Raw genomic sequence first — 22,452 nt, forward strand, 5'->3', positions numbered from 1 at the left:
ACAACGGGCCTGTCTTCGCTAGTGTTTCCCCTTTTCTACGGTAATCCTGGTTTTACCTTTTCGACACCCATCCACCTGCGGGATCGGCGTCACGACGCGCGCTCCCCAATGTCCATTTCTCCCAGGGGAGTTGCCAGAAACCCCATCCGTTGTCCCACTCCAGCTCACGGCCGGTTCCGGTGATGATCACCGGGTCGCCGCGCAGGGAACTGTCGTAGAACCAGGCCGCCTGATCGGGGCGCGCGTTGACGCAGCCGTGGCTGACGTTGACCCGGCCCTGGGCCCACACGTTGTCCTTGGCGTGCACGTATTCGCCGCTGTTGGAAATGCGCACGGCATGATCGATCATGATGTCGTAGAAGCCGGGATCGCCCTCCTGCCGCCCCGGCGAGATCATGCGTACGGGATTTCCCTTGTCCATGGTCAGATGGACGCCGCTGGTCGTGGTGTATTCACGGGTCGTGGCGTTGCCCGCGCTGATCGCCATGCGCTGCACGACCTCGCCGTCGCGCTCGACGATCATCTCGTGGGCCTTGGTGTCGATCACGCTGGTCTGCCTGCGGCCGACGGTGAAGGCGAAGGTGGAGTCGGTGGCGCCGTACAGGCCGGGGCCGCCGCGCACCCCGGCCAGGTGGGCGCTGACCGTGACCTGCTGCCTGGCCGCCCAGAACCGGCGGGTGCGGTAGATCACCTGGGTGTCGCTGGTCCACCGCCATGCGCCCTCGGCCGGGGTGGCGGCGGTGACTTCGAGCGCCCGCTCGACGGCGGCCTTGTCGGTGATGGGGCCGTCGAAGTCGATGATGACCGGCATGCCGGCCCCGACCGTCTCGCCGGGCAGGGGTGTGGTGGAGGCGACCTGGAACGTGCGCTGCGCCGCGCGGGTGTGGAAACGGCCCGTCGCCACGGTGGCCGGGCCCGCCTCGCCCGCGGCCGTGGCGTTCACGGTGTACTCGGCCGAGGGTTTGAGCGTCCAGTCGGAGCGCCAGATCGTGCGGGAGCCGTCGAGCCGGCCCGGCACCGGCTCGCCTCCCTCGTAGACCAGGACCCGGCTGAGCGTGCCGCCGAGCGCCGTGACCACCACGCCGTGGTCGGTCCTGGCGTGCCTGCTGTCGAGGGCCGGTGAGACCCGCACGACGGGCGGCGCGGACGGCGTCTCGGCCGTCACGGCGGCGCAGCCGCACGCCAGGAGGAGGACGACGAGCATCATCGGCACGGCACGCCGCATGGGAGTCCTGCTTTCCGAGGGAAGGGGTGGTCCCAGGGTAGCGGGGAGTCACGGCGCGAGCACGTCAAGTTACATGTCGGAAAAATCAGGAAACGATGGTGCCGGTCACCTCGCCCAACGCCAGCCCACCGGCCGACCCCCGGATCGTCACCGTGTCGCCGTCCTGCAGGAACGTCCTGGTCTCACCGCCGGCCAGCTTGATCGGCTCGCTCCCGTTCCAGCTGAGCTCGATCAACGAGCCGCGCTCGTCGCGCTCGGGCCCCGAGATTGTGCCGCTGGCGAACAGGTCCCCGGTACGCAGGCGGGCCCCGTTCACCGTCATGTGCGCGAGCATCTGATCAGGCGTCCAGTACATGGACGCGTACGGGGGCCGCGACACGACCTCCCCGTTCAACAGCACGTCGAGGGTGAGGTCCAGCCCCCAGTCGGCCCGCCTGCGCAGGTAGCCGACGGGCTCGGGGTCCTGGGCGCGGCCGGGGATCCTGGGCAGGGCCTCCAGCGGCGTGATCCACGGCGAGATCGACGTGGCGAACGACTTGGCCAGGAAGGGCCCGAGCGGCACGTACTCCCACGACTGGATGTCACGCGCGCTCCAGTCGTTGACCAGCGTCACCCCGAAGACGTGATCCTCGAAGGCCCCGGCGGGAGAGCCGGGATCGGTGGGCGCCCCCACCACGAACCCCAGCTCCGCCTCGATGTCCAGCTTCGCGCACGGCCCGAACACGCCCGCCCCGAGCTGCCCGTGCGGGCGCCTGACCGGCGTGCCCGACACCACGATCGTGCCCGACCTGCCGTGGTAGCCGACCGGCAGGTGGCGCCAGTTGGGCTGCAGCGGCTCGGTGCCGGGGCGGAACATCTTGCCGATGTTGCTCGCGTGGTCGATCGAGCAGTAGAAGTCGACGTAGTCGGCCACCTCGAACGGCAGGTGCAGCTCCACCTGCGCCAGCGGGATCAGGTGCCGCTCGGTGACGGACAGGTCGCCCGTGAGCTTGTTCCTGATCAGCGTCCTGGTGTCGTGCCAGGCCGCGCGGCCGCGGGCCATGAACGCATTGAGCGAGGGGGTGGCGAACACCTCGTCGTGCAGCGCGGACGCCAGGTCGAGCACCCTGTCGCCGTAGCGCACGCCCACCCTGGGCTCGCGCCCGTGACTGGAGAAGACGCCGTACGGCAGGTTGTCCACGCCCCAGTTCACCGGCTGTCCTCCTCGATCAGGCCGAGCGCGCGCAGGTCCTCGATGGGCGCGCTGGTGCTGCACGAACCGTAACTCACCAGCAGCCGCCGCGCCCGTTTCGCGGTGTCCTCCTGTACGGTCCGCGCCAGACGGACGAGATTGCCCACGTCGGTGCTGCGCAGGACGGGCACGGGATCGCGCCCCTCCACGGCCTCGCAGACCGCCAGCAGCAGGTTGAGGAAGCCGTGCCGGTCGACGCCGAGCGTGGGGTCGAAGTGGCGCACGGCGTGGTGCAGCCCGGCCGTGGCCTTGAACGGCACGTCGTGCTCCACGCAGAACCTGATGAACGTGGCCAGATGCTCCACCGCGGGGAAGGATTCCCCCGTCGCGCCGCCGCAGCGCACCTTCAGCCCCACGCCGTCGGGCACGTCGATGGCCATCCTGCGCGGCGCCACCTCGACGAACAGCCGCACGTGGGCGGGCAGCCCCAGCTTCTGGACCAGCTGTTCGACGGTGGTGTCTGCGGGCAGCGCCGCCTCGACGAAGTCGACGGGCAGGTCGTCGAAGGCCGGCACCTCCCGGGTGTCGAGGATCAGGCCGATGCGCCGGGGACGGAAGGCCATGCTGCGCAGCCGGTCGAGCCGGCTGCCCGGGCACAGGAAGCGGTTGGTGAGCACGGAGCAGCCGTGTTCGAGGTCGCGGCGGTTGCGGGCCAGCGCCTCGTCCATGTGCAGCGACGTCGGCGGGAACAGGCCCGCGTCGTCGATCAGTGCGGTGTAGACGCTCATCGTGCCCAGGTCCACGCGTACTCGGGATCCTCGCAGGCCAGCGCGCCCTGCCCGAGGTCGAGCGGGCGGAAGGTGTCGATCATGACGGCCATCTCGCTGGTGGCCGTAACACCGCGCGAGACCGCGTCGATGACCGCCTCGACCGCGCCGGGCTGCGGCCCGTGGGTGAACCCGGCCGGATGCAGCGAGATCGAGCCGATGTCGATGCCGGACCCCTGACGGGCCGAGTAGTCGCCGCCCACGTAGAACATGAACTCGTCGGAGTCCACGTTGTGATGGTTGTAGGGGATCGGCACAGACTCGGGATGGAAGTCCAGCGGCCGAGGGCAGAACGAGCACACCACGAACCCCGGCCCCTCGAACGTCTGGTGCACCGGCGGCGGCGCGTGCGTCCTCTTCACGATCGGCTCGAAGTCGTTGATGTTGAAGGCGAACGGATACAGGCACCCGTCCCAGCCGACCACGTCGAACGGGTGGTCGCGGTAGACGAGCCGGCTCAGCCCGCCCCGCGTGCGCACCAGCACCGGCACCTCCTCGCCGGAGGCGAGCAGCGGTTCCGCGGGGGCGCGCAGGTCGCGCTCGCTGTAGGGCGCGTGCTCCAGGAACTGCCCGTACTGCGACAGGTAGCGCCTGGGCGGCCTGATGTGCCCGGCCGCCTCGATGGCCAGCACGTTGACCTGGCCGTCGGGCACCCACCGGTGGATCGTGCCGGTCGGGATGACCACGTAGTCGCCCTCGCCGGCCTCGATCACGCCGTAGGTGGACTCGAAGCGCACGTTGCCGCGCTGGACGTAGACGCACTCGTCGCCCATCGAGTTGCGGTAGAGCTCGCTGGGCCGCTCGCTCGTGGCGTACGACAATCGGACGTCGCCGTTGCCCGCCAGCGGCATGCGCCCCATGACCAGGTCGCCGGCGCTCGTCAGCTCTTGGGTGCGGAAGTGACGCGGCGAGAGCGGCAGGTTGGGCTCCAGCCGTGTCTCGGCCCGGGGCGTGACCGCCTCCGCCTTGACGATCGCGGTCGGCAGGTGGCGGTGGTAGAGCAGCGAGGAGTCGGAGGAGAACCCCTCCTCGCCCATCAGTTCCTCCGCGTACAGACCGCCGTCCGGCCGCCTGAACTGCACGTGCCGCTTGCGCGGCACCTCCCCAACGACCCGGTAGTACGGCATCCGCTCCTCCAAGATGTCCGTTAAGCGGACGTTAGCGTCCTTTATATGAAACTAACCGTCCGCCATCGGTTCGGCGATGTCAACCCAGTGCCGCGGCCAGCTCGGCCGCCGCCTCCACCACCCTCGGCCCGGTCGACTCCTCCAGCGGCCCGAACGTCACCACCCCCACCGACGCCTCCAGCCAGGGCAACCCGGTGACGGGCGCGGCGACGCCCCGAGCCCCTTCCTGCAACTGCCCCTCTGACACGAAGTAGTCGCCACGCCCTTCGCGAAGCGCCAGGATCGCCCGCCCAGCAGCGCCTTTGGCCAAGGGATGCCGCGAGCCCTCGCGGTAGGCCACGTGCATGTCGGTCCAGGACGGCTCCACCACCGCCACGGCCAGCCCGTCGTCGCCCTCGGCGACGGTCAGGTGCGCGGTCGCGCCGACCTGCTCGGCCAGCCGCCGCAGCGTCGGCAGCGCCGCCGCGCGCAACAGCGGCTGCACGGCCTGGGCCAGCACCAGCAGCCCGAACCCCAGATGCACCCGCCCCTCGCCGTCCCTGCGCACGAAGCCCTCGTTGAGCAGCGTCGTCAGCAGGCGGTACACCACAGGACGGCTCAGCGACAACTCCGCGCTCAGCTCTGTCGGAGTGCGCCCGCCCCTGCCGTCGGCGAGCAGTCTCAGCAGGCGAAGCCCGCGTTCGAGGGTCTGGGCGGATTCAGCGGCCATGCGTTCGATTATGTCGTGACGCTATGTAGTGACGCGGGGCCGTGAAGGGGTAGGTAACGAAAGAGCGAGCCAGGGGGGTGACGATGCGGCGAAGGTGGGTGCTTCTGCCGGCCGGGTTGCTCATCTGCGCCCTGACGGCCGCCGTCCCCTCGCTCACCACCCCCATGGTCAACATGGCGCGCAGGCTCCCGCTCAGTCACCCGGGCCAGACCCTGGTCGAGAACACCTTCTACCTCACCGAGGGCATCGAGGCGAGCCAGTCGCTGCTGCCCACCACCAAGGGCCTGACCTTCCGCCCCGCCTACCTCGCCGTCGGGGTCAAGGTCGACCGCGACGGCAGGCTGCACGGCAGGCCGCAGCGCCCCGGCACCTACGTCGTCCCGGTCCACATCTGCGCCGGCCGCTCCTGCAAGGAGCACAAGCTCACCCTGATCGTGCTGAGCAACGTGCCCTGGGAGCCGCGCGAGCTGACCTTCCCCGGCAAGGCGGGCGTGGCGCTGCACGGCGAGATCGGCGTCAACGGCGGCCCGACGGGCGTCGTGCCCACCTTCACCGTGACCGACCACGCCAAGCTGCCGAAGGGCGTGACGATCGGCCCCGACGGCCACGTGGGCGGGGTGCCCGCCGCCGCGGGCCTGTCGGAGGTGCCGGTGCGCATCTGCGTGGCGGGCAACTGCGCGGGCGTCGTGGTCCGGTTGATCATCGTCTGAACGAGCCTTGCCATCCGGGGCGGTCTGTGGTCACCGTGTTCTCATGAAATCGGTCATTGTGGTAGGAGCGGGCATTTGGGGGTCGTCACTGGCGTTGCGGCTGGCCGAATCCGGCTGGCAGGTGACGCTCGTCGAGCAGCACAAGCCGGGCCACGTCCGCCAGGCCAGCGCGGGGGAGACGCGGCTGCTGCGCTGCGCGCACGGATCCGACGCCTGGTACGCCGGCCTGGCCTGGCAGGCCAGGAGCGGCTGGCGGCGGCTGGAGGAGCGGGCAGGCGAGCGGCTGTACCACGAGGCCGGCATGGTCTGGTTCGCCAGGACGCCCGACGGGTGGGAGCGGGCCAGCGCCCGCGTGCTGAAGGAGCTCGGCATCGACTGCGAGTTGCTCGACCCGGCCGAGGGGAGCCGCTTCTTCCCCGACTTCCGGGGCGACGACCTCAGCTTCCTGCTCTGGGAGCCGCACGCGGGCGTGCTCAGGGCCAGGCGGGCCACCCAGGTGACGGCGGGTCTGGCGGTTGAGGCCGGGGTCAGGCTGGTCAGGGGGCGGGCGGTGCCGGTGGCAGGGGACGACGCGCCGTACACGAACGCGGTCGAGGTCGACGGCGCGCCGCTGCGGGCCGACCGGGTGGTGTGGGCGTGCGGCGCGTGGCTGCCCGGCCTGTTCGACGAGGTGCCGATCACCGTGACCAAGCAGGACACGGTGCACTTCGCGGTGCCGTCCGCCTGGTCGGTCCCCGAGACGCCCGCCTGGGTGGACTACGGGGCCTCCGCCTACGGGCACGGCGACGTGGACGGGGTCGGGATGAAGGCCACCTCCGACGCCGAGGGGCCGCCGTACGAGCCTGAGCACGGCCCGCGCGCGGTGGACGCGGGCAGCGTCGAACAGGCCCGCTCCTACCTGCGGCGCAGGTTCCCCACGCTGGCCGACTCTCCGGTGCTGTTCAGCCAGGTGTGCCAGTACCCGCTCACGCCCGACGCCGAATGGGTGATCGCCGAGATCTCGCCCGGGGTGTGGCTGCTGGGCGGCGACTCCGGGCACGGGTTCAAGCACGCGCCCGCGCTGGCCGGCTACGTGGCGGGCGTGCTGGACGGCGACCACGAGCCCGAGCCCCGTTTCGGCCTGCACGACCGGACCCCGTCACGCGGCCTGAGGACGAGCGGCCAGGTCGGGTAGGGCGCCTATTTCACATCCGCGTGAACGAGCCGGGACGCGCGAAGATCGCGCACCCCGGGGGAGAGCAGGGCGGCCAGCGAGGACACCGTGACCAGGGCCGCGCAGCCGAGCAGCGCGGCCTCCGTCCCGAACAGCCCGGCGGCGGGCCCGGCCAGCAGCAGCCCGATCGGCCCGAACATCAGCGACCCGAGCGCGTCGTACGAGCTGACCCGCGACAACGACTCGGCCGGGATCTCGCGCTGCATCGTGGTCTGCCACAACACCCCGAACACGTCGAAGCACACCCCGAGCACGAAGGCCCCCGCCACGATGGCCCACAGCGGGGCGTCCAGGCCGAGCAGCACGTACGGCAGCGCCGTCGGCAGGCACAGCAGCACCGCCACCAGGATCGGCCGGCTCGGCCGCACGCGCAGGGAGACCAGCACGCCGACGATCGTCCCGACGGCCTCGCCCGTCAGGAACGCCGACCAGGCGGCGGGACCGCCCAGGTTCTCCTTGGCGTACAGCGGCCCGAGCACCCCGTGCCCGGCCTGGATGCCCATGATCAGCACCGAGAACTGCGCGACCACCACCCAGATCCACTGCCGCGAGCTGAACTCCCGCCAGCCGTCCCGCAGGTCGGCCAGCACCGAGTGCTTCGCGCCGCCATCGTCCGCCGGGGCCGGCGTCCGGTGCAGCATCGCGATCAGCACCCCGGCCACGGCGAACATCGCACCGCTGACCACCAGGGCCCAGCCGCCGCCGAACAGCACCACCGTGCCGCCGCCCAGCACCGCCCCCGCCACGCGCGAGGCGTTCGCGCCCAGGCCGAGCAGCGCGTTGCCGGTCTGCAGCCGGTCGGGCGGCACCACCTCGGGGATGATGCCGGTCAGCGCCGGGAACGTGATCGCCGCGGCCACCCCGGTCACCGCCGCCGCCACACCCAGCGCGGCCAGCGGGGTCCAGCCGGTGAGCAGCATCGCCGCCAGCGCGAAGTACCCCGCCGCCATCAGGATCTCGCCGGCCATCATCACCCGCTGTCGCGGCAACCGGTCCGCGATCACGCCGCCGACCAGGATGAACACGATCATCGGCACGGACTGCGCGGCGAGCACGACCGACAGCGAGGTGGCGGTCGCGCCGGGCAGGTCCAGCACGCCGAACGCCAGCGCCACGGGAGCGAACGCGTTGCCCAGGACCGAGATCGTCCTGGCCGCCAGCAGCAGCGAGAACCGGCGGTCTCGAAGCAGGCTGAGGTCGCGGAGATAGCTGTGCACCGGCGTGAACCCCTCTGGAAAAACGGCCAAACTCAGTAATTCTGCCGTTCTCCTCCGCCGCTGTCTCCCCAATATTTCTTGTCACGGAGGTGACAAGACCGAACGCGTAATGTGCCGGGCTTTGGCAAGAATCGAACCTCTTCGTCCCGTAATTTTCTAGGTCCCTGCTGTCGGCGTACCTGGAGGGCGCCCTTGTTCGAGTCGGCGGGCCGCCTGGTCTATCGCGGGAGGTGGACGCTGCTGGTGCTGAGCCTGGCGGCGGTGGTGCTCGCCGCGCCGCTCGGGATGGAGCTGTTCGGGCGCATGGCCGACGGCGGCTTCGACGACCCCGCCGCCGACTCCACCACCGCCGCCCACTGGGCCGAGGACTGGTACGCCGCCGACACCCCCGACGTCGTCGTGATCTACCGGCACCCGACGGTCAAGGTGCGCGACGCCCGCTACAAGAAGGCCGTGCACGACTCGTTGCGGAAACTGCCGGGCCGGTACGTGCGCACGTCCGCCACGTACTGGACGACCGGGTCGAAGCGGATGGTGTCGAAGGACGGGCATTCGACGTACGCGCTGGTCACCCTCAAAGGCGACGGGCAGCGCGCGTACGCGGAGGTCGCGGACCGCCTCAGGGACGTCGAGAACCTGCGGGTCCAGGTCGGCGGGCCCGTGCCGCTGCTGGCCGAGCTGAACGACCAGAGCGCCGCCGACCTGGCCAGGGCCGAGGCCATCTCCACGCCGGTGCTGCTGGTGCTGCTCGTCGTGGTGTTCGGCAGCCTGGTGGCGGCCGTGCTGCCGCTGGTCGTGGGGCTGGTCGCGGTGGTCGGCGCGCTGGTGCTGCTGCGGCTGCTCACCGAGGTCACCGACGTCTCCGTCTTCTCGCTGAACGTCGTCACCATGCTCGGGCTCGGGCTGGCCGTCGACTACTCGCTCTTCGTGCTCAAGGCGTTCAGGGAGGAGATCAGGGCAGGGGCGTCCAACGAGCAGGCCGTGGTCGCGACCATGGCCACGGCCGGTCGTACCGTGGCCTTCTCCGGGCTGACGGTGGCCACGGCGCTGCTGGGGCTGCTGCTGTTCCCGCAGATGTTCCTGCGCTCGATCGGGCTCGGCGCGGCGGCCGTCGTGGTCGTCGCGACGGCCGCCGCGCTGCTCGTGCTGCCCGCCGTGCTCGGCGTGCTCGGGCGGCGTGTGGACGCGCTGCGGCTCACCCCCGACTTCGGGTACGCGCGGCGCGACGGCGGGTTCTGGCACGCGGTCGCGTCGAGCGTAATGCGTCGGCCCCTGCTCCATCTCCTCGCCGTGACCGCCGTGCTGGTGGCGCTGGCCGTACCGTTCCTGCACGTGTCCTTCGGGAACGTGGACCATCGCGTGCTGCCCGCCGCCTCCGAGAGCCGCCGGGTCGCCGAGATCGTCGACCGTGACTTCGCCAGGAACTCCATGTCGCCGATCGACGTCCACGTCCTGGTCGAACGCTCCTTCACCGACGACCCCGCCACTCCTGGCCCGACCGGGCAGGGCCATTCCGCGATCGGCGCCGTCACGCCCGTGACGCCGTCCGACGCCAAGCCCCTCGCCAACCGCATCAGGCGGCTGCCCCACGTCACGGGCGTCGAGGTGGCCGGGCTGTCGCAGGAGGGCGGCGCGGTGCGGCTGGCCGTCCGCTACGATCGCGACCCCATGTCGGAGGAGGCCAGGGCGCTGGTCACCGCGATCAGGGCGCTGGAGCCCGGGCCGAACGTGCGCGGGGTCGTGGTCGGCGGGCCGACGGCGGCGCAGATGGACCTGATGGCGAGCCTGGCCGCCACCCTGCCGTGGATGGCGCTGGTGGTCTGCGCGGTGACGGGGGTGCTGCTGTTCGCCGCGTTCGGTTCGCTGGTGCTGCCGCTCAAGGCGCTGCTGATGAACGTCCTGTCCGTCGGCGCCTCCTTCGGGGTGATCGTGTGGGCCTTCCAGGACGGCCACCTGGCCTCGGCGCTGAACTTCACCTCTACGGGGACCGTCGAGGCCACCGTGGCGGTGCTGATCCTGGCCGTGGTGTTCGGGTTGTCGATGGACTACGAGGTGTTCCTGCTTTCGCGGGTGCGGGCGGAGTGGCTGCGCACGGGGGACAACGCGGCGGCCGTGGCGGCGGGGCTGCGGCAGACCGGCGGGGTGATCACCAGCGCGGCGCTGTTGCTGCTGGTGGTCATCGGGGCCTTCTCCACGGCGGGGATCACGATCGTGAAGCTGCTCGGGGTGGGGATGTTCGTGGCGATCCTGGTGGACGCCACGCTCGTGCGGGCGCTGCTGGTGCCGGCCGCCATGCGGCTGATGGGCGGGGCCAACTGGTGGCTGCCAGGGCCGTTGCGGCGGCTCCACCGGCGGGTCGAGCTCCCGGAGGGGCCCGCCGAGGCCCCGGTCGAGCCCGTCAAGGAGGAGTGGTACCGGCCACTGACGCGGGGCGGGCGGCCGGCCGTGTTCGGCGCGGACACCGATCCGGTGATCACCCTCGCCAAGCCGGTGCCCTCGGCTGATCGGCCAGGGTGGGTTCGGGTCACCGAGGGGCGTACCCGGGTGGTACGGACGGACGGCTCCGGCTGGAGGTGGGTGGAGGTGGACGAATGACTCTCGCTGTCGCCCGGTGTGAAGAAGGCGGTGGATCTCATTGAAGGTTGTTGATCGTCCGGATATTGTGCTATTTGCCCACGATCACCCCCTGGAAGCATAGGTGCCATGCGACTGCGGCTGCGGCAGCTCTTCGTCATCGGACTCGCCCTCTCACTCCTAGGCATCGGCGTTCCAGCGTGGTCGCAGGACGACCCCCGAAGCTGCAACGACCTCATGGCCGACGACACCCCGGCGTACGTGGTCTGCCGCTGGATGGCCACCCCCGAGGAGGCCGCCGACATCGCCAGGTTCTGGCTCGACAACGACGGTCAGAACATGATCGACGCGGGCCCCATGGACTCGATCATGGTCGACTGCACCGAGCCGGGCGCCGAGTGCCCGACCGACTCCGAGGGCGACGGCGAGATGCACGACGTCGGCGACCCGGACGTCGAGGGCGCCGACGACGGCGGCACGCCGGAGTGCCAGAACGGCGAGCAGTGCTTCGTCGACCCGACCGGCATCACCGCCGCCGACAAGAGCGCCGCCCAGGAGACCCCCGCCGGGCAGGCCGCCAAGGCAGTCGCCGAGACCAAGACGAACACCCGCATCTGGATCGAGACCGAACTGGCCGACGACTTCAAGGCCGGCAAGCTCGCCGAGGCCGCCAAGAAGATCGCCGCGCTGGCCGCCGCGCAGCCGGGCGTCGTGGGCATCCGCTTCACCTCGCAGCTCGGCTTCAACCAGACGTTCACGACGGCCGAGGAGATCGACAAGTTCGTCGCCGAGGCCTCGACCGCGCTGCGCACCCTCGCCCCCGGCAAGAAGCTGGCCGCGCACACGGTGGTGCCGCTGTTCGGCTGCGGTGCGAACGACGCCTGCAAGGCCGAGATGACCAAGAAGTACCCGCTGCTCGACCCCGAGCGCATCGGCGCCTGGCTGGCCAAGGGCCAGATCGACCAGCTCGCCCTCGACAACGGCCACATGGCCGCCGAGTACGCCACCTGGAAGATCGACGCCGCCAAGGCCCAGCGCAACCAGTGGATCCAGGTCCGCGCCCGCGCCTGGGACGCCTTCGCCCAGATCGCCGCCGAGGACGCCTCCTTCGCCGCCGTCGGGGCCGCCCAGCTCAACGCCGAGCAGGCCGCCAAGGCCATCACCGAGCGCATCGCCGCCCCGCTCCAGGACGACGCCGCCGAGACCGTCACCCTGTGGACCCGCTGGAAGGACAGCCAGGGCCAGGTCAACCGCGTCCACGGCGAGAAGTGGGCCGCCAACGCCACCTGGGACCAGCTCAAGAAGCTCGGCACCGTCCGCGCCCGTCTGGCCACCATCTACGACCCGGCCAACCCCGAGGTGGACGTGGCCACGGACCTGAAGAACCTGTCCGAGGTCTTCGGCCAGGTCTACCTGCACGCCGCCTGACACGAGCCGGTTGCGGCGCCGCCCGCTGCGGCGTCGCAACCCGGTGGCCCCGCCGCCAGGGTGTTGTCCCTGTTCCGGAATGTCCGTTGCTCGGCCCCCTGCTCCGTGAGACTTTCTTAGCCCACCGGCGCTTTCCGCCCGTGGTCAACAGGGGGTGTCAACCATGTCCGAGGACTTCTCCTCGCTGCCCGCCTCGCAATCCTCGCGCCTCATCGACTGGGACGACGTCAGCATCCATCCGGGGATCGTGCCCGGCACGTTCATCCTGGTCGTGAGCGGCACCAAGCCCTACATGAACATGTCGGTCCAACTGGTGCCGCTGGTCTACGTCAGGCAGCCCGAATACTGGGGCATCGAGGTCGTCGGCACGCTGCCCGGCATCGGACTGCCCGCCACGGCCCCCTACACGGTCTCGCTCCCGCTCGACGGCGTCCTCGGCACCAAGGGGATCGAGGTCGTCGGGGCGACCAGACGCAAGACGTTCGACGTGCCGTGAAGGAACTCGCCGTTCAGGGGGTGAGGGCCTGGCGGGCGCGGAGGGCGATCTCCAGCTCGAAGCGGATGTCCGGGTCGGCGAGCTGGTCGCCGTAGAGCTCCTCGAGTTGCCGCAGCCGGTAACGCACGGTCTGCGGGTGAACGTGCAGCCTCGCGGCCACCTCGCCCGCGCCGCGCCCGTGCCGCAGCCACGCCAGCAGGGTCTCGGCCAGCCGGTCCTGCTGGGTGGGCCGCAGGTGGGAGAGCGGCGCCAGCCGCACCTCGGCCATCGCGCTGACCAGTTCCTCGTCCTTGAACACCACCAGCGTCGCCATGTGGTCCTCGCACCGCAGCAGCCCGCGAGGCAGCACGCCCCGACGCGACAGCTCCAGGGCCTCTCGCGCCCACCGCAGGGAGGTCTCGGCGGCGGCCAGCGGGACGGCGGGTCCGATGGCGGCCGGGAATCCGCGCAGCGCGTGCCCCAGCATCTGGGCCTGGCCGGGGCCGCGGGGGTCGGGGACGAGCAGGCAGGGTACGGGCCGGTCCAGCCCCATCAGCACGTCGAGGGGCAGCGCGGGGGCGCAGGGGTGGTCGTCGAGGGCGACGCAGGCCACGCTCTTGGGCAGCCGCCAGCCGGCCGCCTTGGCCAGGTCGGCGATGGCCTCCGCGCCGGCGGGCGGCCGGCTGAGGAGGAGGTCGAGCAGGCGGCCCCGGCGGCGTTCCATCTCGCCGGCGGCGCGCGCCGTGGCCTCCTCGAAGCCCTCGGCCGCGGCGGCGGCGAGCTGATCGAGGTAGACGAAGATGGCCTCGCCCAGGTCGTACAGGGACTGAGGGGACAACCCGAGCGGGCCGGCGATCTCCGTCAGCCGCCGCCAGCCGACCCGGGCGCCCAGCCGCATCGCGGTCTGGAGCGCCTCCAGGGTGCGGCCCTCGGCCGCCTCGCCCTTGCCGATCATGCGGAACGGCTCGGGGTCCCAGGGGGCGTCCGGGTTCTCGACCCGGTCGAGGAAGCCCTCGACGGCCTGCTCGACCGCCATCCTGACGACCTTGATGTAGAGCTCGTCCGACGGCCGGGCGTACTCGGGGATCCGGGTCTGGATCTCCTCGATCACCTCTTCGGAGACCCGGCCGATGCCGGCTCTGAGCGTTCGTACGATGTCCGCGGGTGTGCGGCTTTCGCTGCCTTCACTCTTGATGGCCATCGTCCCTCCTGCCGCCATTGTGACCCAGGCAACAGAAGTTGTGTAGCAAGAGCTTGTTTTTAGTTACTTGTCCACGAAGGCGGCGAACTCCTCGAGATCGATCAGGCCGTCGCCGTCCTTGTCCAGCTTCAGCACGCCCTCCTGCGCGGTCTCCAGCGTGACGGGCTGGCCGAGCACCTCCATCAGCCGGACGAGTTCGACGGCCGAGATGCGGCCGTCCTTGTCGGCGTCGATCAGGTTGAAGGTGGTCGTGTAGTCGCTCATGGGTCACCCTTCTGCGAGATCCGATGTCGCGTCAGACCTTAGTAGTGACTTGCCGTAGTGCGTCGATGAATGCCCTGACTTGTGGACTTCTATCCTCTGCCCGCCAGGCGATCGCCAACTCCCCCGGAGGCAGCCCGGTCACCGGCCGGTACGTCATGCCCGGTCTGTTGTACAGCGTCGCGTTCCCCTCCGCCACCAAAACGACCCCGAGCCCGCTGGTCACGGCCTCGAACACCTCCTCGGCCGTGTTCGCGGTCACCCCGACGACCGGCTCGTCGTCACGCTCCTCGCGCGCGAGCCAGAAGTCACGCAGCGGCCCCGCCGCCGAGGGCAGCGCGATGAACGGCTCGTCGCGCAGCGCCTCGAACGGGATCTCCGGCAGGCGGGCCAGCGGATGGCTCATGGGCATGGCCACGCCCCTGGGCTCAGTCGCCAGCACATACGTCTTCAACCCCGGCGGCACCGGCAACCAGATGAACGCCACATCGGAGGAGCCGTCGGCCAGCCCGCCGCTCGGATCGTCCCACCCGACCAGCCGCAACGACACCTCCCACCCCGGCATGACCTCGCGGAAACGCCGCAGCGCCGCCTGCTGCAACCCCCTGCCCACGGCCGTCTGCATCCCGATCACCAGCGTCCCCGTGGGGGCCGCCGCCCGCGCGCTCTCAAGCCCGGCGTTCCAGCGTTCGAGCAGCTCGCGGGCCACCGGCAGCAGCGCCTCGCCCTGCCTGGTGAGCGTCACCCCGCTGGGCATCCGCTCGAACAACCGCAACCCGATCTGCCGCTCCAGCACCCTGAGCTGCTTGGACAGGGCGGGCTGGGAGACGAACAGCCGCTCGGCGGCGCGCGTCACGTTCAACTCCTCGGCCACCGCGACGAAGTACCGCAATTCGCGCAGATGCACATCCATAACCAGTGGTTATAGCAAAGGGTCTTGGACTCCGCCGCCCCTCCCGCAGCAGGATCGAGGCCATGAAGACACGCTCACTCGGAACGCTGCAGGTCCCCGCCATCGGGTTCGGCGCCATGGTGTTGTCGCCGGGCGTCTACGGCGACATCGACGACGCCCGCGCGGAGGCGGCGCTCAAGGCGGCCCTCGACTCGGGAGCCGCCCACGTCGACACGAGTGACGCATACGGGACGAACGGCCACAACGAACGCCTGGTCGGCCGCGCCATCAAGGGTCGCAGGGACGAGGTGGTCGTGGCCACCAAGTTCGGCCTGGCCATCCCGGAGGGGGAACCGAGCAGGTCGCACCCCGTCGGGTACGCGTACAAGGAACTCCGCGTGAACGCCCACCCCGCCCTCGTCCGAGGCTATGCGGAACGCAGCCTGCGCAACCTGGACACCGACGTCATCGACCTGTACTACGCGCACTACCCGGACCCCGGGGTGCCCATCGAGGACACCGTCGGGGCGATGGCCGACCTCGTCAAGGACGGCCTCATCAACCACGTCGGCCTCTCCAACGTCACGGCCGCCCAGCTCAGGGCCGCCCACGCCGTCCACCCGGTGACGGCCGTCCAGAACGAGTGGTCGATGTGGCGTCCGGTGGACGCCGACCTGCTGGCGGCGGCCCGCGAACTGGGCGTCGGCATCGTCGCCTGGAGCCCCCTGGGCACGGGTTTCCTCACGGGCACCGTGCAGTCTCTTGAGGACGGCGACTTCCGCCACAACGCCCCCCGCTTCTCCGCCAGGAACCTGGCCGCCAACAACGACAGCTACGCCCCCATCCGCGCCCTGGCAGCCCAACTGTCCATCACTCCGGCCCAGCTCGCGCTGGCGTGGCTGCTGCACCAGGACGAGCACGTGGTGACGATCCCCGGCAGCCGCGCCCCCGCCCACATCCTGGAGAACCTGCTGGCCGCCGACCTCACCCTCCACCCGGACACCCTCGCCAGAGTCGACGAAGCCCTCACCAAGTTCGACGTAACCGGCGCCACCCTCCTCTAGGAGCACGCGCGTCGGGGACGCCGCTTAGCTAGCGGCCGTCGTGGCGTACGTGGAGGAGAACTGGACCGACATGCGTCCCAAGAGCGTGGCACGGCAGAGCTGAATTCCTGACAAGCTGCCTCTATGACGGTGAAACTGGTGCTCGTGGACGATCAGGAGATGGTCCGGCGGGGGATGCGAGTCATCTTCGAGAGCCAGCAGGGCATGGAGGTGGTCGGTGAGGCGGCCGACGGGGTGGAGGCGGTGGAGATCGCCCGCCGCCTCCAGCCGGACGTGGTCCTGGCCGACATCAGGATGCCGCGGATGGACGGCCTGGAGGTGGTCCGGCGGCTGGCCGGGCCCCAGGCGCCGGAGCCGAGGCCCAAGGTCGTCGTGGTCACCACCTTCGACCTCGACGAGTACGTGTATCCGGCGCTGCGCAACGGCGCCTCCGGGTTCCTGCTGAAGCGCTCGGGCCCCGCCCTGCTGGTGGAGGCGGTACGCGCCGCCATGGCCGGGGACAGCCTGATCAGCCCGTCCATCACGGTACGGCTGCTGCGGCACGTGACCGGCAACAGGGCGCCGGGCGACTCGGCACTCCCCTCGGAGGCGCTGACCGAGCGGGAGGGCGAGGTCGCCGCCCTGGTCGCCGAAGGCGGCACCAACGCCGACATCGCCGCCGAGCTCTTCATCTCGCCGGGGACCGTCAAGACTCACGTGGCGAGCATCCAGCGGAAGTTCGGGGTACGGAACCGGGTCGGCATCGCCATCCGGGCCTTCGAAGCCGGATACACCTTCAGCCGCCGCCCGAAGTGACGCCGGCGGGCGGGGCGGAAGTGGGCCCGAGCCCCGTACGGGAAGAGGATTCCGCCGTGCTCCGCCTCTACCGAACGGCAGATATCAGACGCGCCGTTCGTGCGTACGCTCGCCCCCATGCGGACTGACATGATGCGTGACACCAACCGCCGGGCCACGGTCTGCGCCTTGGTGACCTGCCTGGTTGTCCTGCCCGCCTTCGTGGCACCCATCGAAGCCCTGTTCGTGGTGGTCCCGACCGCCCTCGCCGTGGTGGCCGCCATGGCGGCCTATCCCCTAGGCAGCCTCACGCTGCCGAGGGCAGTGGCGGCCGCCACTGCGGTCTCCGTGCTGGGAGACCTCGGCTTCCTGCTGTTGCGCGACGGCTGGGCGGAGGCCAAGTGGGCGCTGCCCTGGCTGCCGTTCGAGCTGACGGCGCTGCTGGTGCTGCTGGTGAGGGTGGTGCGCCGGGCGCCCGTACTCCCGGCCGCCGTCCTCGGGACGCTCACCGCGTCCGCCGCCGTCGTTCTGCCGCTCCGCTTCTCGCTGAAGAACTCCCACAGCGTGCTGGAGCAGTCGGTCCTCGGCGTCCTGGCCGCCGCCGTGCTGGCCCTGACCGCAGTGGGGATCGGGCTGCACCAGCGTGCCCAGGACGAACGCAGGGCCGAGGCGATCAGCAGGGCCCGGCGCGACCAGCGCCTCCAAGTCGCCCGGGACCTGCACGACTTCGTGGCGCACGAGGTGACCGGCATCCTGCTGGAGACGCAGGCGGCGCGCCTCGTCGACTACGACGAGGCGCGGACCAAGGCTCTGCTGGAGCGGCTGGAGGCCGCCGGGCAGCGGGCCCTGGCCTCCATGGACGACACGTTGCGGGTGCTGCGCGAGCCGGGCACCCAGACGGAACCCCCGCCCACCCGCGTGCACGGCCTCGGCGACCTGGCCGGCCTGCTGCAGCGTTTCGAGGGGTCCGGCAGCGTCCGAACCGCCCTCGACCTGGCGCCCGGGCTTGCAGGGGCGCTGCCCCTGGAGGTCGAGGACGCCGCGTACCGCCTGGTCATCGAGGCGCTGACCAACATCCGCAGGCATGCCTCCGAGGCCCGCCTGGTGACGGTCGCGGTGGCTCGCGGCGCGGGCGGGCTCAGGGTCGCCGTCTCCGACGACAACGGGCGGCCCACCGGGCCCGCCCCCGCCCCCCGCGCCGACGGTGGTACGGGCCTGGTGGCGCTCACCGAGCGCTTCACCGGCCTGCGGGGCAGCCTCGAAGCGGGGCCAGGCCCGGCGGGCTGGACCGTCGTCGGCGTGCTGCCCCTGGACGGACCGGCGGCCTGACCGGGCCGGGGTGACAGACCGCCCCCGGATATCTGCCGAACGGTAGATGGCAGGGGACCCGCACTCCGGGAATCTTGAGCCATCACCATCCGACCGGAGACGGAGAACCCGATGTTCACCCGAGGCAAGAACACCGGCGGCAGGACCGTCACCGCCCTGATCGCCCTCACCGCCGGCTTGCTGCTCACCGCCACCGCCTGCGCCGAGGCGAAGAAGGCCGACCCGCAGGAGAAGGTGTTCCCCTTCAGCGGCAAGAAGCTGAACGTCCGCACCAACGACAACCCGACCGATCTGGTCGCCGCCGACATCAAGGATGTCCGCGTCACCCTGTGGTTCCACCAGGGCGTCTCGCTCGGCGGCAGCGACATCACTTGGGAGCTGAAGGGCGACACGCTCGACCTGGACGCCTCCTGCAGTGGCTTGGCCGACTGCGACACCAAGTTCCGCGTAGAGGTGCCGCGCGACACCACCGTGCTGCGCGACGGCAACCCCACCGACCTCAAGGGCTGACCGGGCCGCGAGCCAGCCCCTCACGTACACAGAACTGCCGGACAGAGCAGTCGGAGAAGGCGGAGACCATGCTTGAGCTGATCGACATCACCAAGGTCTACAAGGGAGGCAAACGCGCGGTCGACGGCTTGTCCATGACCCTCGGCCACGGAATGGTGGGCCTGCTCGGCCCCAACGGCGCGGGGAAGTCCTCCCTGATGCGGATCATCTCCACGGTGACCAGGCCCACCAGCGGAACCCTCCGCTACGAGGGCACCGACCTCACCGCCGACCCGGACGCGATCCGCCGCCACCTCGGCTACCTGCCGCAGGACTTCGGCGTCTACCCGCACCTGACCTCGCGCGAGTTCCTCGCCTACCTCGCCGCCGCCAAGGGCCTCTCCGCCCGCTCGGCCAAGGCGCGGATCGAGGAACTGCTCGAACTGGTCAACCTCACCGAGGCCGTGAAGCGGCCGCTGCGCGCCTACTCCGGCGGCATGCTGCGCCGGGTCGGCATCGCTCAGGCGCTGCTGGGCGACCCCCGGGTGATCGTGGTCGACGAACCCACCGCCGGCCTCGACCCCGAGGAGCGGGTCCGGTTCCGCAACCTGCTGAGCGACCTTTCCGCCGACCGCGTGGTGATGCTGTCGACCCACATCGTCTCCGACGTGGAGTCCGTCGCCTCCGACATCGCGGTCATGGCCGGCGGGAGGCTGCTGCGCCGGGGTGCCCCGGAGGAGCTGATGGGGGACCTGAAGGGACGGGTCTGGGAGATCCTCGTCGACCCCTCCACCGTCTCCGCCGTGCAGAGCCACTACGTGGTCAGCCGCATGATCCGCACCTCGGCCGGGGTACGGCTGCGGGTCCTGTCGGCCCAGCCCCCGGTCGGCGACGCCACCCAGGTCGCCCCGGACCTGGAGGACGCCTACCTCGGCGTCATCCGGGGGGCCGCGGACCGGCGTTCCGACGACCGCCCGGCGGTGCGGCGATGAACCTGAGCGCCCTGCCCGGCCTGACCGCCGGGGACTTCAAGGACCGGGTGCGCCGCCCCGTCTACCTGGTGGTCCTGCTGGCCGCCGTCGGCCTCGGCTACCTGGCCGTGCCCCCGGCCGACGGCCGATGGGTGATCCTCGCGCTCGGCGAGTACCGGGGCACCTACAACAGCGCGTACGTCGGTGTGGCGACCGCCCTGGCTGGGGCGCTCTGGCTCACCCTGGGCGGCTTCTACGTCGTCCGCAAGGGCATCGCCCGGGACGAGGAGACCCGCGTCGGCCAGATCCTGGCCGCCACCCCCGTCCGTAACGCCCTGTTCCTGGCCTCCAAGTTCCTCAGCAGCTTCCTGGTGCTGGCCTCGATGCTCGGCGTGCTGGCGGTGACCGCGCTCGCCATGCAGCTGGTGCGCGGTGAGGACCGGGGGATCGACCTGGTCGCCCTGCTCAAGCCCTTCCTGGTGATGGCGCTGCCCCTGCTGGCGCTGACGGCCGCCGCGGCCGTGCTCTTCGAGACCGTCCCGGTGCTGCGCGGCGGGGTCGGCAACGTGATCTGGTTCTTCGTCGCCCTGGTGGTGGGGATCGGCGGGCAGTCCTCCAGCGCCCCGCTCGGCGGGCTCGGCGTCGGCCGGGCCACCGACTCGATGGGGGCGGCCCTGACCGAGGAGTTCGGGAAGGGCGGCGACCGCGCCTTCAGCCTTGGGCTCACGCAGGTCGCCGAACCGCTCACGCCATTCCGCTGGGACGGGTTCGAACTCGGCGGCGGGTTCCTCGCGAGCCGCCTGCTGATCGTGGTGATCGCGGTGGCGCTGGCCCTGCTGCCCGCCCTCTGGTTCGGCCGTTTCGACCCCTCGCGCGCCCGGCGCGGCGACGCCGCGCGGGTCCCCGCCGAGGACGAGGCCGACGCCGGTTCCCTGGCCGGGGCGGACGCCCCCGGGCCCGCCGTCCCCGTGTACCGCCCGGCGCCCACCGCCGCCCTCACGCTGCCGAAGACGGCCACCGAGAGCGGCGGCACCTTCGGCAGGCTCCTCGCCGGGGAGGTGCGCATCCTGGTGGGCGGCGTCTCCCCGTGGTGGTGGGTGGTGGCCGCCGCGCTGACCGTGACCGGATTCGCCGTGCCGGGCGACCTCGTGACCGGGCTCGTCCTCCCCGCGGTCTGGATCTGGCCCGTGCTGATCTGGTCCCGCCTTGGCAGCCAGCAGGTGGAGCACGGCATGGAGGGCCTGCTGGGCGCCTACCCGGCGGTCCGCCGGAGGCTGCTGGCGGAATGGGGGTCCGGCGTCGTGCTGACGGCTGTCCTGGGCGTGGCACCGCTGATCCGCATGGCGCTCGCGGCGGACGTCCCGGGCCTCGCCGCCTGGCTGGCCGGTGTGCTGTTCATCCCCTCACTGGCCATGCTGCTCGGCGTCGTGTGCCGCACCCACCGGGTGTTCCAGGCGGTCTACCTGCCGATCTGGTACCTCGTGGTCAACAAGGTGGCGGCCGTCGACTTCATGGGCGCCGTACGCGACGCGGGCGCGCCGACCGGGCCCACGCCCCTCTTCTACGCGGCGGCACTGCTCATGCTCGGCGCGGCCTTCCTGGCCGCCGAAACCAGGCGCAACCTCTCGGCCTGATCCAACCGCGCGCCCCGCCCCGGGGCGTCGCCGCGTAGGGTGATGCATTGGACTTTAGGGCAGGCGCCCGCGCTCGGGATCGTCCAGCCAGATCCGCTGCCCTTCGGGGGTGACGGTCATGCCGAAACGGTCGCGGCCGGGCTCGCCCCAGGACACCCAGCGGAAGTAGGCGTCGGTGACCTCGTCCCAGAGGGGCCGGTCGCCTACCTGGTACACCTCGTACTCTTCGGCGTCCGGTCGCCATCTCACCGTTCCCCATGAGTACGGGTCGGCGGGGTCGGCCAGCCACAGGCGGTAGAGTGCGCCGTCCTCGTCGTGGCCGTCGCCGAAGCCGGGACAGTACGGGAGCACGATCACCGCGCCGGGCCTGGACTGCTCGATCCAGGCGTGGGGGACGGTTCGGATACCGCAGGTGACGTGGACTCGATCGTAGGGTGCGCGGCCGGCGTGTCCGTGCGCGCCGTCTCCGATGATCAGCTGGGGATGGGTTCCGGCGGTGGCGAGGTTCTTGCCGGCCTGGTCGGCGACCTTGGCGTCCACTTCGATCGAGGTCACGCTGCCATGCTCGCCGACCAGGTGGGACAGCAGCGCGGCGGTCCAGCCGGTGCCGGTGCCGATCTCCAGGATGTGGTGGCCGGGCCCGGCGTTCAGCAGGCGCAGCAGGCTGACCACGGTGCTGGGGGCTGAGGCCGAGGAGGTGTAGTCGCCCCGGCCTGAGGTGAGCTCCGTGGCGCCGTCGTCGAGTTGGGTGACGATGGTGGCGTCGCTGTAGACGGCGTCCCACCATGCGGCGGGGTCGGCTTCGCGATCGATGGGGTGGCCGACGTCGTTGGCGCAGGCCAGCCCGAAAGGCGGGACGAAGAGGTGGCGGGGAACGGCGTGGAAGAGGACTCGTACGCTCTCACCGCAGGGGACGGTGGCGCTGACCTCTGCGATCAGTGCGTCGGTTCTGCGGACGACGTCGGTCATTTGCCGCTGCCGCTGCCATCGCTCCCGTCGCTGCCGCTGCCGTCCTTGTCGTCGTTGGCGCCGCCGCGCTTGCCTCCGCTCGCCTTCCTGTCCGGATTGGGTTTGGCGGGCTTCAGGGGCTCGTCCTTCTTCTTTCCGCCTGCGTGCTTACCGCCCATTGATAGGACTCCTTCGCCTCATCCGGATGCTTGG

22 protein-coding genes are annotated in these 22,452 nt (G+C 71.1%); 11 read left to right on the plus strand and 11 right to left on the minus strand.

What is annotated here, in order from left to right; genetic code table 11:
* Positions 1 to 52: 52 nt before the first annotated feature.
* The 5 genes from ACFOY2_RS38780 to ACFOY2_RS38800 all read right to left on the minus strand — a co-directional run bounded on the left by ACFOY2_RS38780 (position 53) and on the right by ACFOY2_RS38800 (position 5,059).
* Positions 53 to 1,225 carry a L,D-transpeptidase gene (locus ACFOY2_RS38780; protein WP_379533097.1) on the minus strand — a complete coding sequence of 391 codons (1,173 nt, stop codon included), beginning with the start codon at positions 1,223 to 1,225 and terminating at the stop codon, positions 53 to 55.
* A gap of 85 nt (positions 1,226 to 1,310) precedes the next feature.
* Positions 1,311 to 2,417, minus strand: coding sequence for a fumarylacetoacetase (gene fahA / locus ACFOY2_RS38785; RefSeq protein WP_379533098.1), 1,107 nt, complete (start codon positions 2,415 to 2,417; stop codon positions 1,311 to 1,313).
* Positions 2,414 to 3,199 carry a hypothetical protein gene (locus tag ACFOY2_RS38790; RefSeq protein ID WP_379533099.1) on the minus strand — a complete coding sequence of 262 codons (786 nt, stop codon included), beginning with the start codon at positions 3,197 to 3,199 and terminating at the stop codon, positions 2,414 to 2,416. Before ACFOY2_RS38790 ends, fahA begins: the two co-directional genes overlap by 4 nt.
* A complete protein-coding gene (locus ACFOY2_RS38795) occupies positions 3,181 to 4,350 on the minus strand; it encodes a homogentisate 1,2-dioxygenase (protein ID WP_379533100.1) in 1,170 nt (389 codons plus the stop codon). The genes ACFOY2_RS38790 and ACFOY2_RS38795 overlap by 19 nt, the downstream gene beginning before the upstream one ends.
* A gap of 79 nt (positions 4,351 to 4,429) precedes the next feature.
* Positions 4,430 to 5,059, minus strand: a complete 630-nt coding sequence (locus ACFOY2_RS38800) for an IclR family transcriptional regulator (protein ID WP_379533101.1) — start codon at positions 5,057 to 5,059, stop codon at positions 4,430 to 4,432.
* Positions 5,060 to 5,142: 83 nt separating this feature from the next.
* On the opposite strand from ACFOY2_RS38800, the gene ACFOY2_RS38805 reads away from it, so the two are divergent.
* Positions 5,143 to 5,769 carry a hypothetical protein gene (locus ACFOY2_RS38805; RefSeq protein ID WP_379533102.1) on the plus strand — a complete coding sequence of 209 codons (627 nt, stop codon included), beginning with the start codon at positions 5,143 to 5,145 and terminating at the stop codon, positions 5,767 to 5,769.
* 43 nt (positions 5,770 to 5,812) lie between these two features.
* Complete coding sequence (locus ACFOY2_RS38810; protein ID WP_379533103.1) at positions 5,813 to 6,943, plus strand: NAD(P)/FAD-dependent oxidoreductase; 1,131 nt, start codon at positions 5,813 to 5,815, stop codon at positions 6,941 to 6,943.
* A 5-nt stretch (positions 6,944 to 6,948) separates the two neighbouring features.
* Here the strand turns inward: ACFOY2_RS38810 and ACFOY2_RS38815 are convergent, their stop codons facing one another.
* A complete protein-coding gene (locus ACFOY2_RS38815) occupies positions 6,949 to 8,229 on the minus strand; it encodes an MFS transporter (protein ID WP_379533104.1) in 1,281 nt (426 codons plus the stop codon).
* 162 nt (positions 8,230 to 8,391) lie between these two features.
* Between ACFOY2_RS38815 and ACFOY2_RS38820 the strand changes: the two genes are divergently transcribed.
* The 3 genes from ACFOY2_RS38820 (at position 8,392) to ACFOY2_RS38830 (ending at position 12,697) form a co-directional block, all read left to right on the plus strand.
* A complete protein-coding gene (locus tag ACFOY2_RS38820) occupies positions 8,392 to 10,794 on the plus strand; it encodes an MMPL family transporter (RefSeq protein WP_379533105.1) in 2,403 nt (800 codons plus the stop codon).
* A gap of 108 nt (positions 10,795 to 10,902) precedes the next feature.
* Complete coding sequence (locus tag ACFOY2_RS38825; RefSeq protein ID WP_379533106.1) at positions 10,903 to 12,201, plus strand: hypothetical protein; 1,299 nt, start codon at positions 10,903 to 10,905, stop codon at positions 12,199 to 12,201.
* Between the two features lie 163 nt (positions 12,202 to 12,364).
* The gene (locus ACFOY2_RS38830; RefSeq protein ID WP_379533107.1) at positions 12,365 to 12,697 is read left to right on the plus strand and encodes a hypothetical protein; all 333 of its coding nucleotides are present in this window, start codon (positions 12,365 to 12,367) and stop codon (positions 12,695 to 12,697) included.
* 13 nt (positions 12,698 to 12,710) lie between these two features.
* Here the strand turns inward: ACFOY2_RS38830 and ACFOY2_RS38835 are convergent, their stop codons facing one another.
* The 3 genes from ACFOY2_RS38835 to ACFOY2_RS38845 form a co-directional block, all read right to left on the minus strand.
* The gene (locus tag ACFOY2_RS38835) at positions 12,711 to 13,877 is read right to left on the minus strand and encodes a helix-turn-helix domain-containing protein (protein WP_379533108.1); all 1,167 of its coding nucleotides are present in this window, start codon (positions 13,875 to 13,877) and stop codon (positions 12,711 to 12,713) included.
* Between the two features lie 63 nt (positions 13,878 to 13,940).
* Positions 13,941 to 14,141, minus strand: coding sequence for an EF-hand domain-containing protein (locus tag ACFOY2_RS38840; protein ID WP_379533109.1), 201 nt, complete (start codon positions 14,139 to 14,141; stop codon positions 13,941 to 13,943).
* A gap of 31 nt (positions 14,142 to 14,172) precedes the next feature.
* Positions 14,173 to 15,051: a LysR family transcriptional regulator gene (locus ACFOY2_RS38845; protein WP_379533110.1), complete on the minus strand. Its 879-nt coding sequence runs from the start codon at positions 15,049 to 15,051 to the stop codon at positions 14,173 to 14,175.
* 62 nt (positions 15,052 to 15,113) lie between these two features.
* Here ACFOY2_RS38845 and ACFOY2_RS38850 point away from each other — a divergent pair, with 62 nt between their 5' ends.
* The 6 genes from ACFOY2_RS38850 (at position 15,114) to ACFOY2_RS38875 (ending at position 21,291) form a co-directional block, all read left to right on the plus strand.
* Positions 15,114 to 16,094: an aldo/keto reductase gene (locus ACFOY2_RS38850; RefSeq protein WP_379533111.1), complete on the plus strand. Its 981-nt coding sequence runs from the start codon at positions 15,114 to 15,116 to the stop codon at positions 16,092 to 16,094.
* A 123-nt stretch (positions 16,095 to 16,217) separates the two neighbouring features.
* Positions 16,218 to 16,889: a response regulator gene (locus ACFOY2_RS38855; protein WP_379533112.1), complete on the plus strand. Its 672-nt coding sequence runs from the start codon at positions 16,218 to 16,220 to the stop codon at positions 16,887 to 16,889.
* Positions 16,890 to 17,006: 117 nt separating this feature from the next.
* On the plus strand, positions 17,007 to 18,197 hold the full coding sequence (locus ACFOY2_RS38860; protein ID WP_379533113.1) for a sensor histidine kinase: 1,191 nt from the start codon (positions 17,007 to 17,009) through the stop codon (positions 18,195 to 18,197).
* Between the two features lie 111 nt (positions 18,198 to 18,308).
* A complete protein-coding gene (locus ACFOY2_RS38865) occupies positions 18,309 to 18,707 on the plus strand; it encodes a hypothetical protein (protein ID WP_379533114.1) in 399 nt (132 codons plus the stop codon).
* A gap of 68 nt (positions 18,708 to 18,775) precedes the next feature.
* The gene (locus ACFOY2_RS38870; protein ID WP_379533115.1) at positions 18,776 to 19,678 is read left to right on the plus strand and encodes an ABC transporter ATP-binding protein; all 903 of its coding nucleotides are present in this window, start codon (positions 18,776 to 18,778) and stop codon (positions 19,676 to 19,678) included.
* On the plus strand, positions 19,675 to 21,291 hold the full coding sequence (locus ACFOY2_RS38875; RefSeq protein ID WP_379533116.1) for a hypothetical protein: 1,617 nt from the start codon (positions 19,675 to 19,677) through the stop codon (positions 21,289 to 21,291). Before ACFOY2_RS38870 ends, ACFOY2_RS38875 begins: the two co-directional genes overlap by 4 nt.
* A gap of 54 nt (positions 21,292 to 21,345) precedes the next feature.
* Here the strand turns inward: ACFOY2_RS38875 and ACFOY2_RS38880 are convergent, their stop codons facing one another.
* Both ACFOY2_RS38880 and ACFOY2_RS38885 read right to left on the minus strand, forming a co-directional pair.
* Positions 21,346 to 22,260: a methyltransferase domain-containing protein gene (locus tag ACFOY2_RS38880; RefSeq protein WP_379533117.1), complete on the minus strand. Its 915-nt coding sequence runs from the start codon at positions 22,258 to 22,260 to the stop codon at positions 21,346 to 21,348.
* Positions 22,257 to 22,418, minus strand: coding sequence for a hypothetical protein (locus tag ACFOY2_RS38885; protein ID WP_379533118.1), 162 nt, complete (start codon positions 22,416 to 22,418; stop codon positions 22,257 to 22,259). Before ACFOY2_RS38885 ends, ACFOY2_RS38880 begins: the two co-directional genes overlap by 4 nt.
* Between the last annotated feature and the right edge of the window lie 34 nt (positions 22,419 to 22,452).

This window comes from Nonomuraea purpurea, from assembly GCF_042650645.1.
GTDB lineage: Bacteria > Actinomycetota > Actinomycetes > Streptosporangiales > Streptosporangiaceae > Nonomuraea > Nonomuraea purpurea.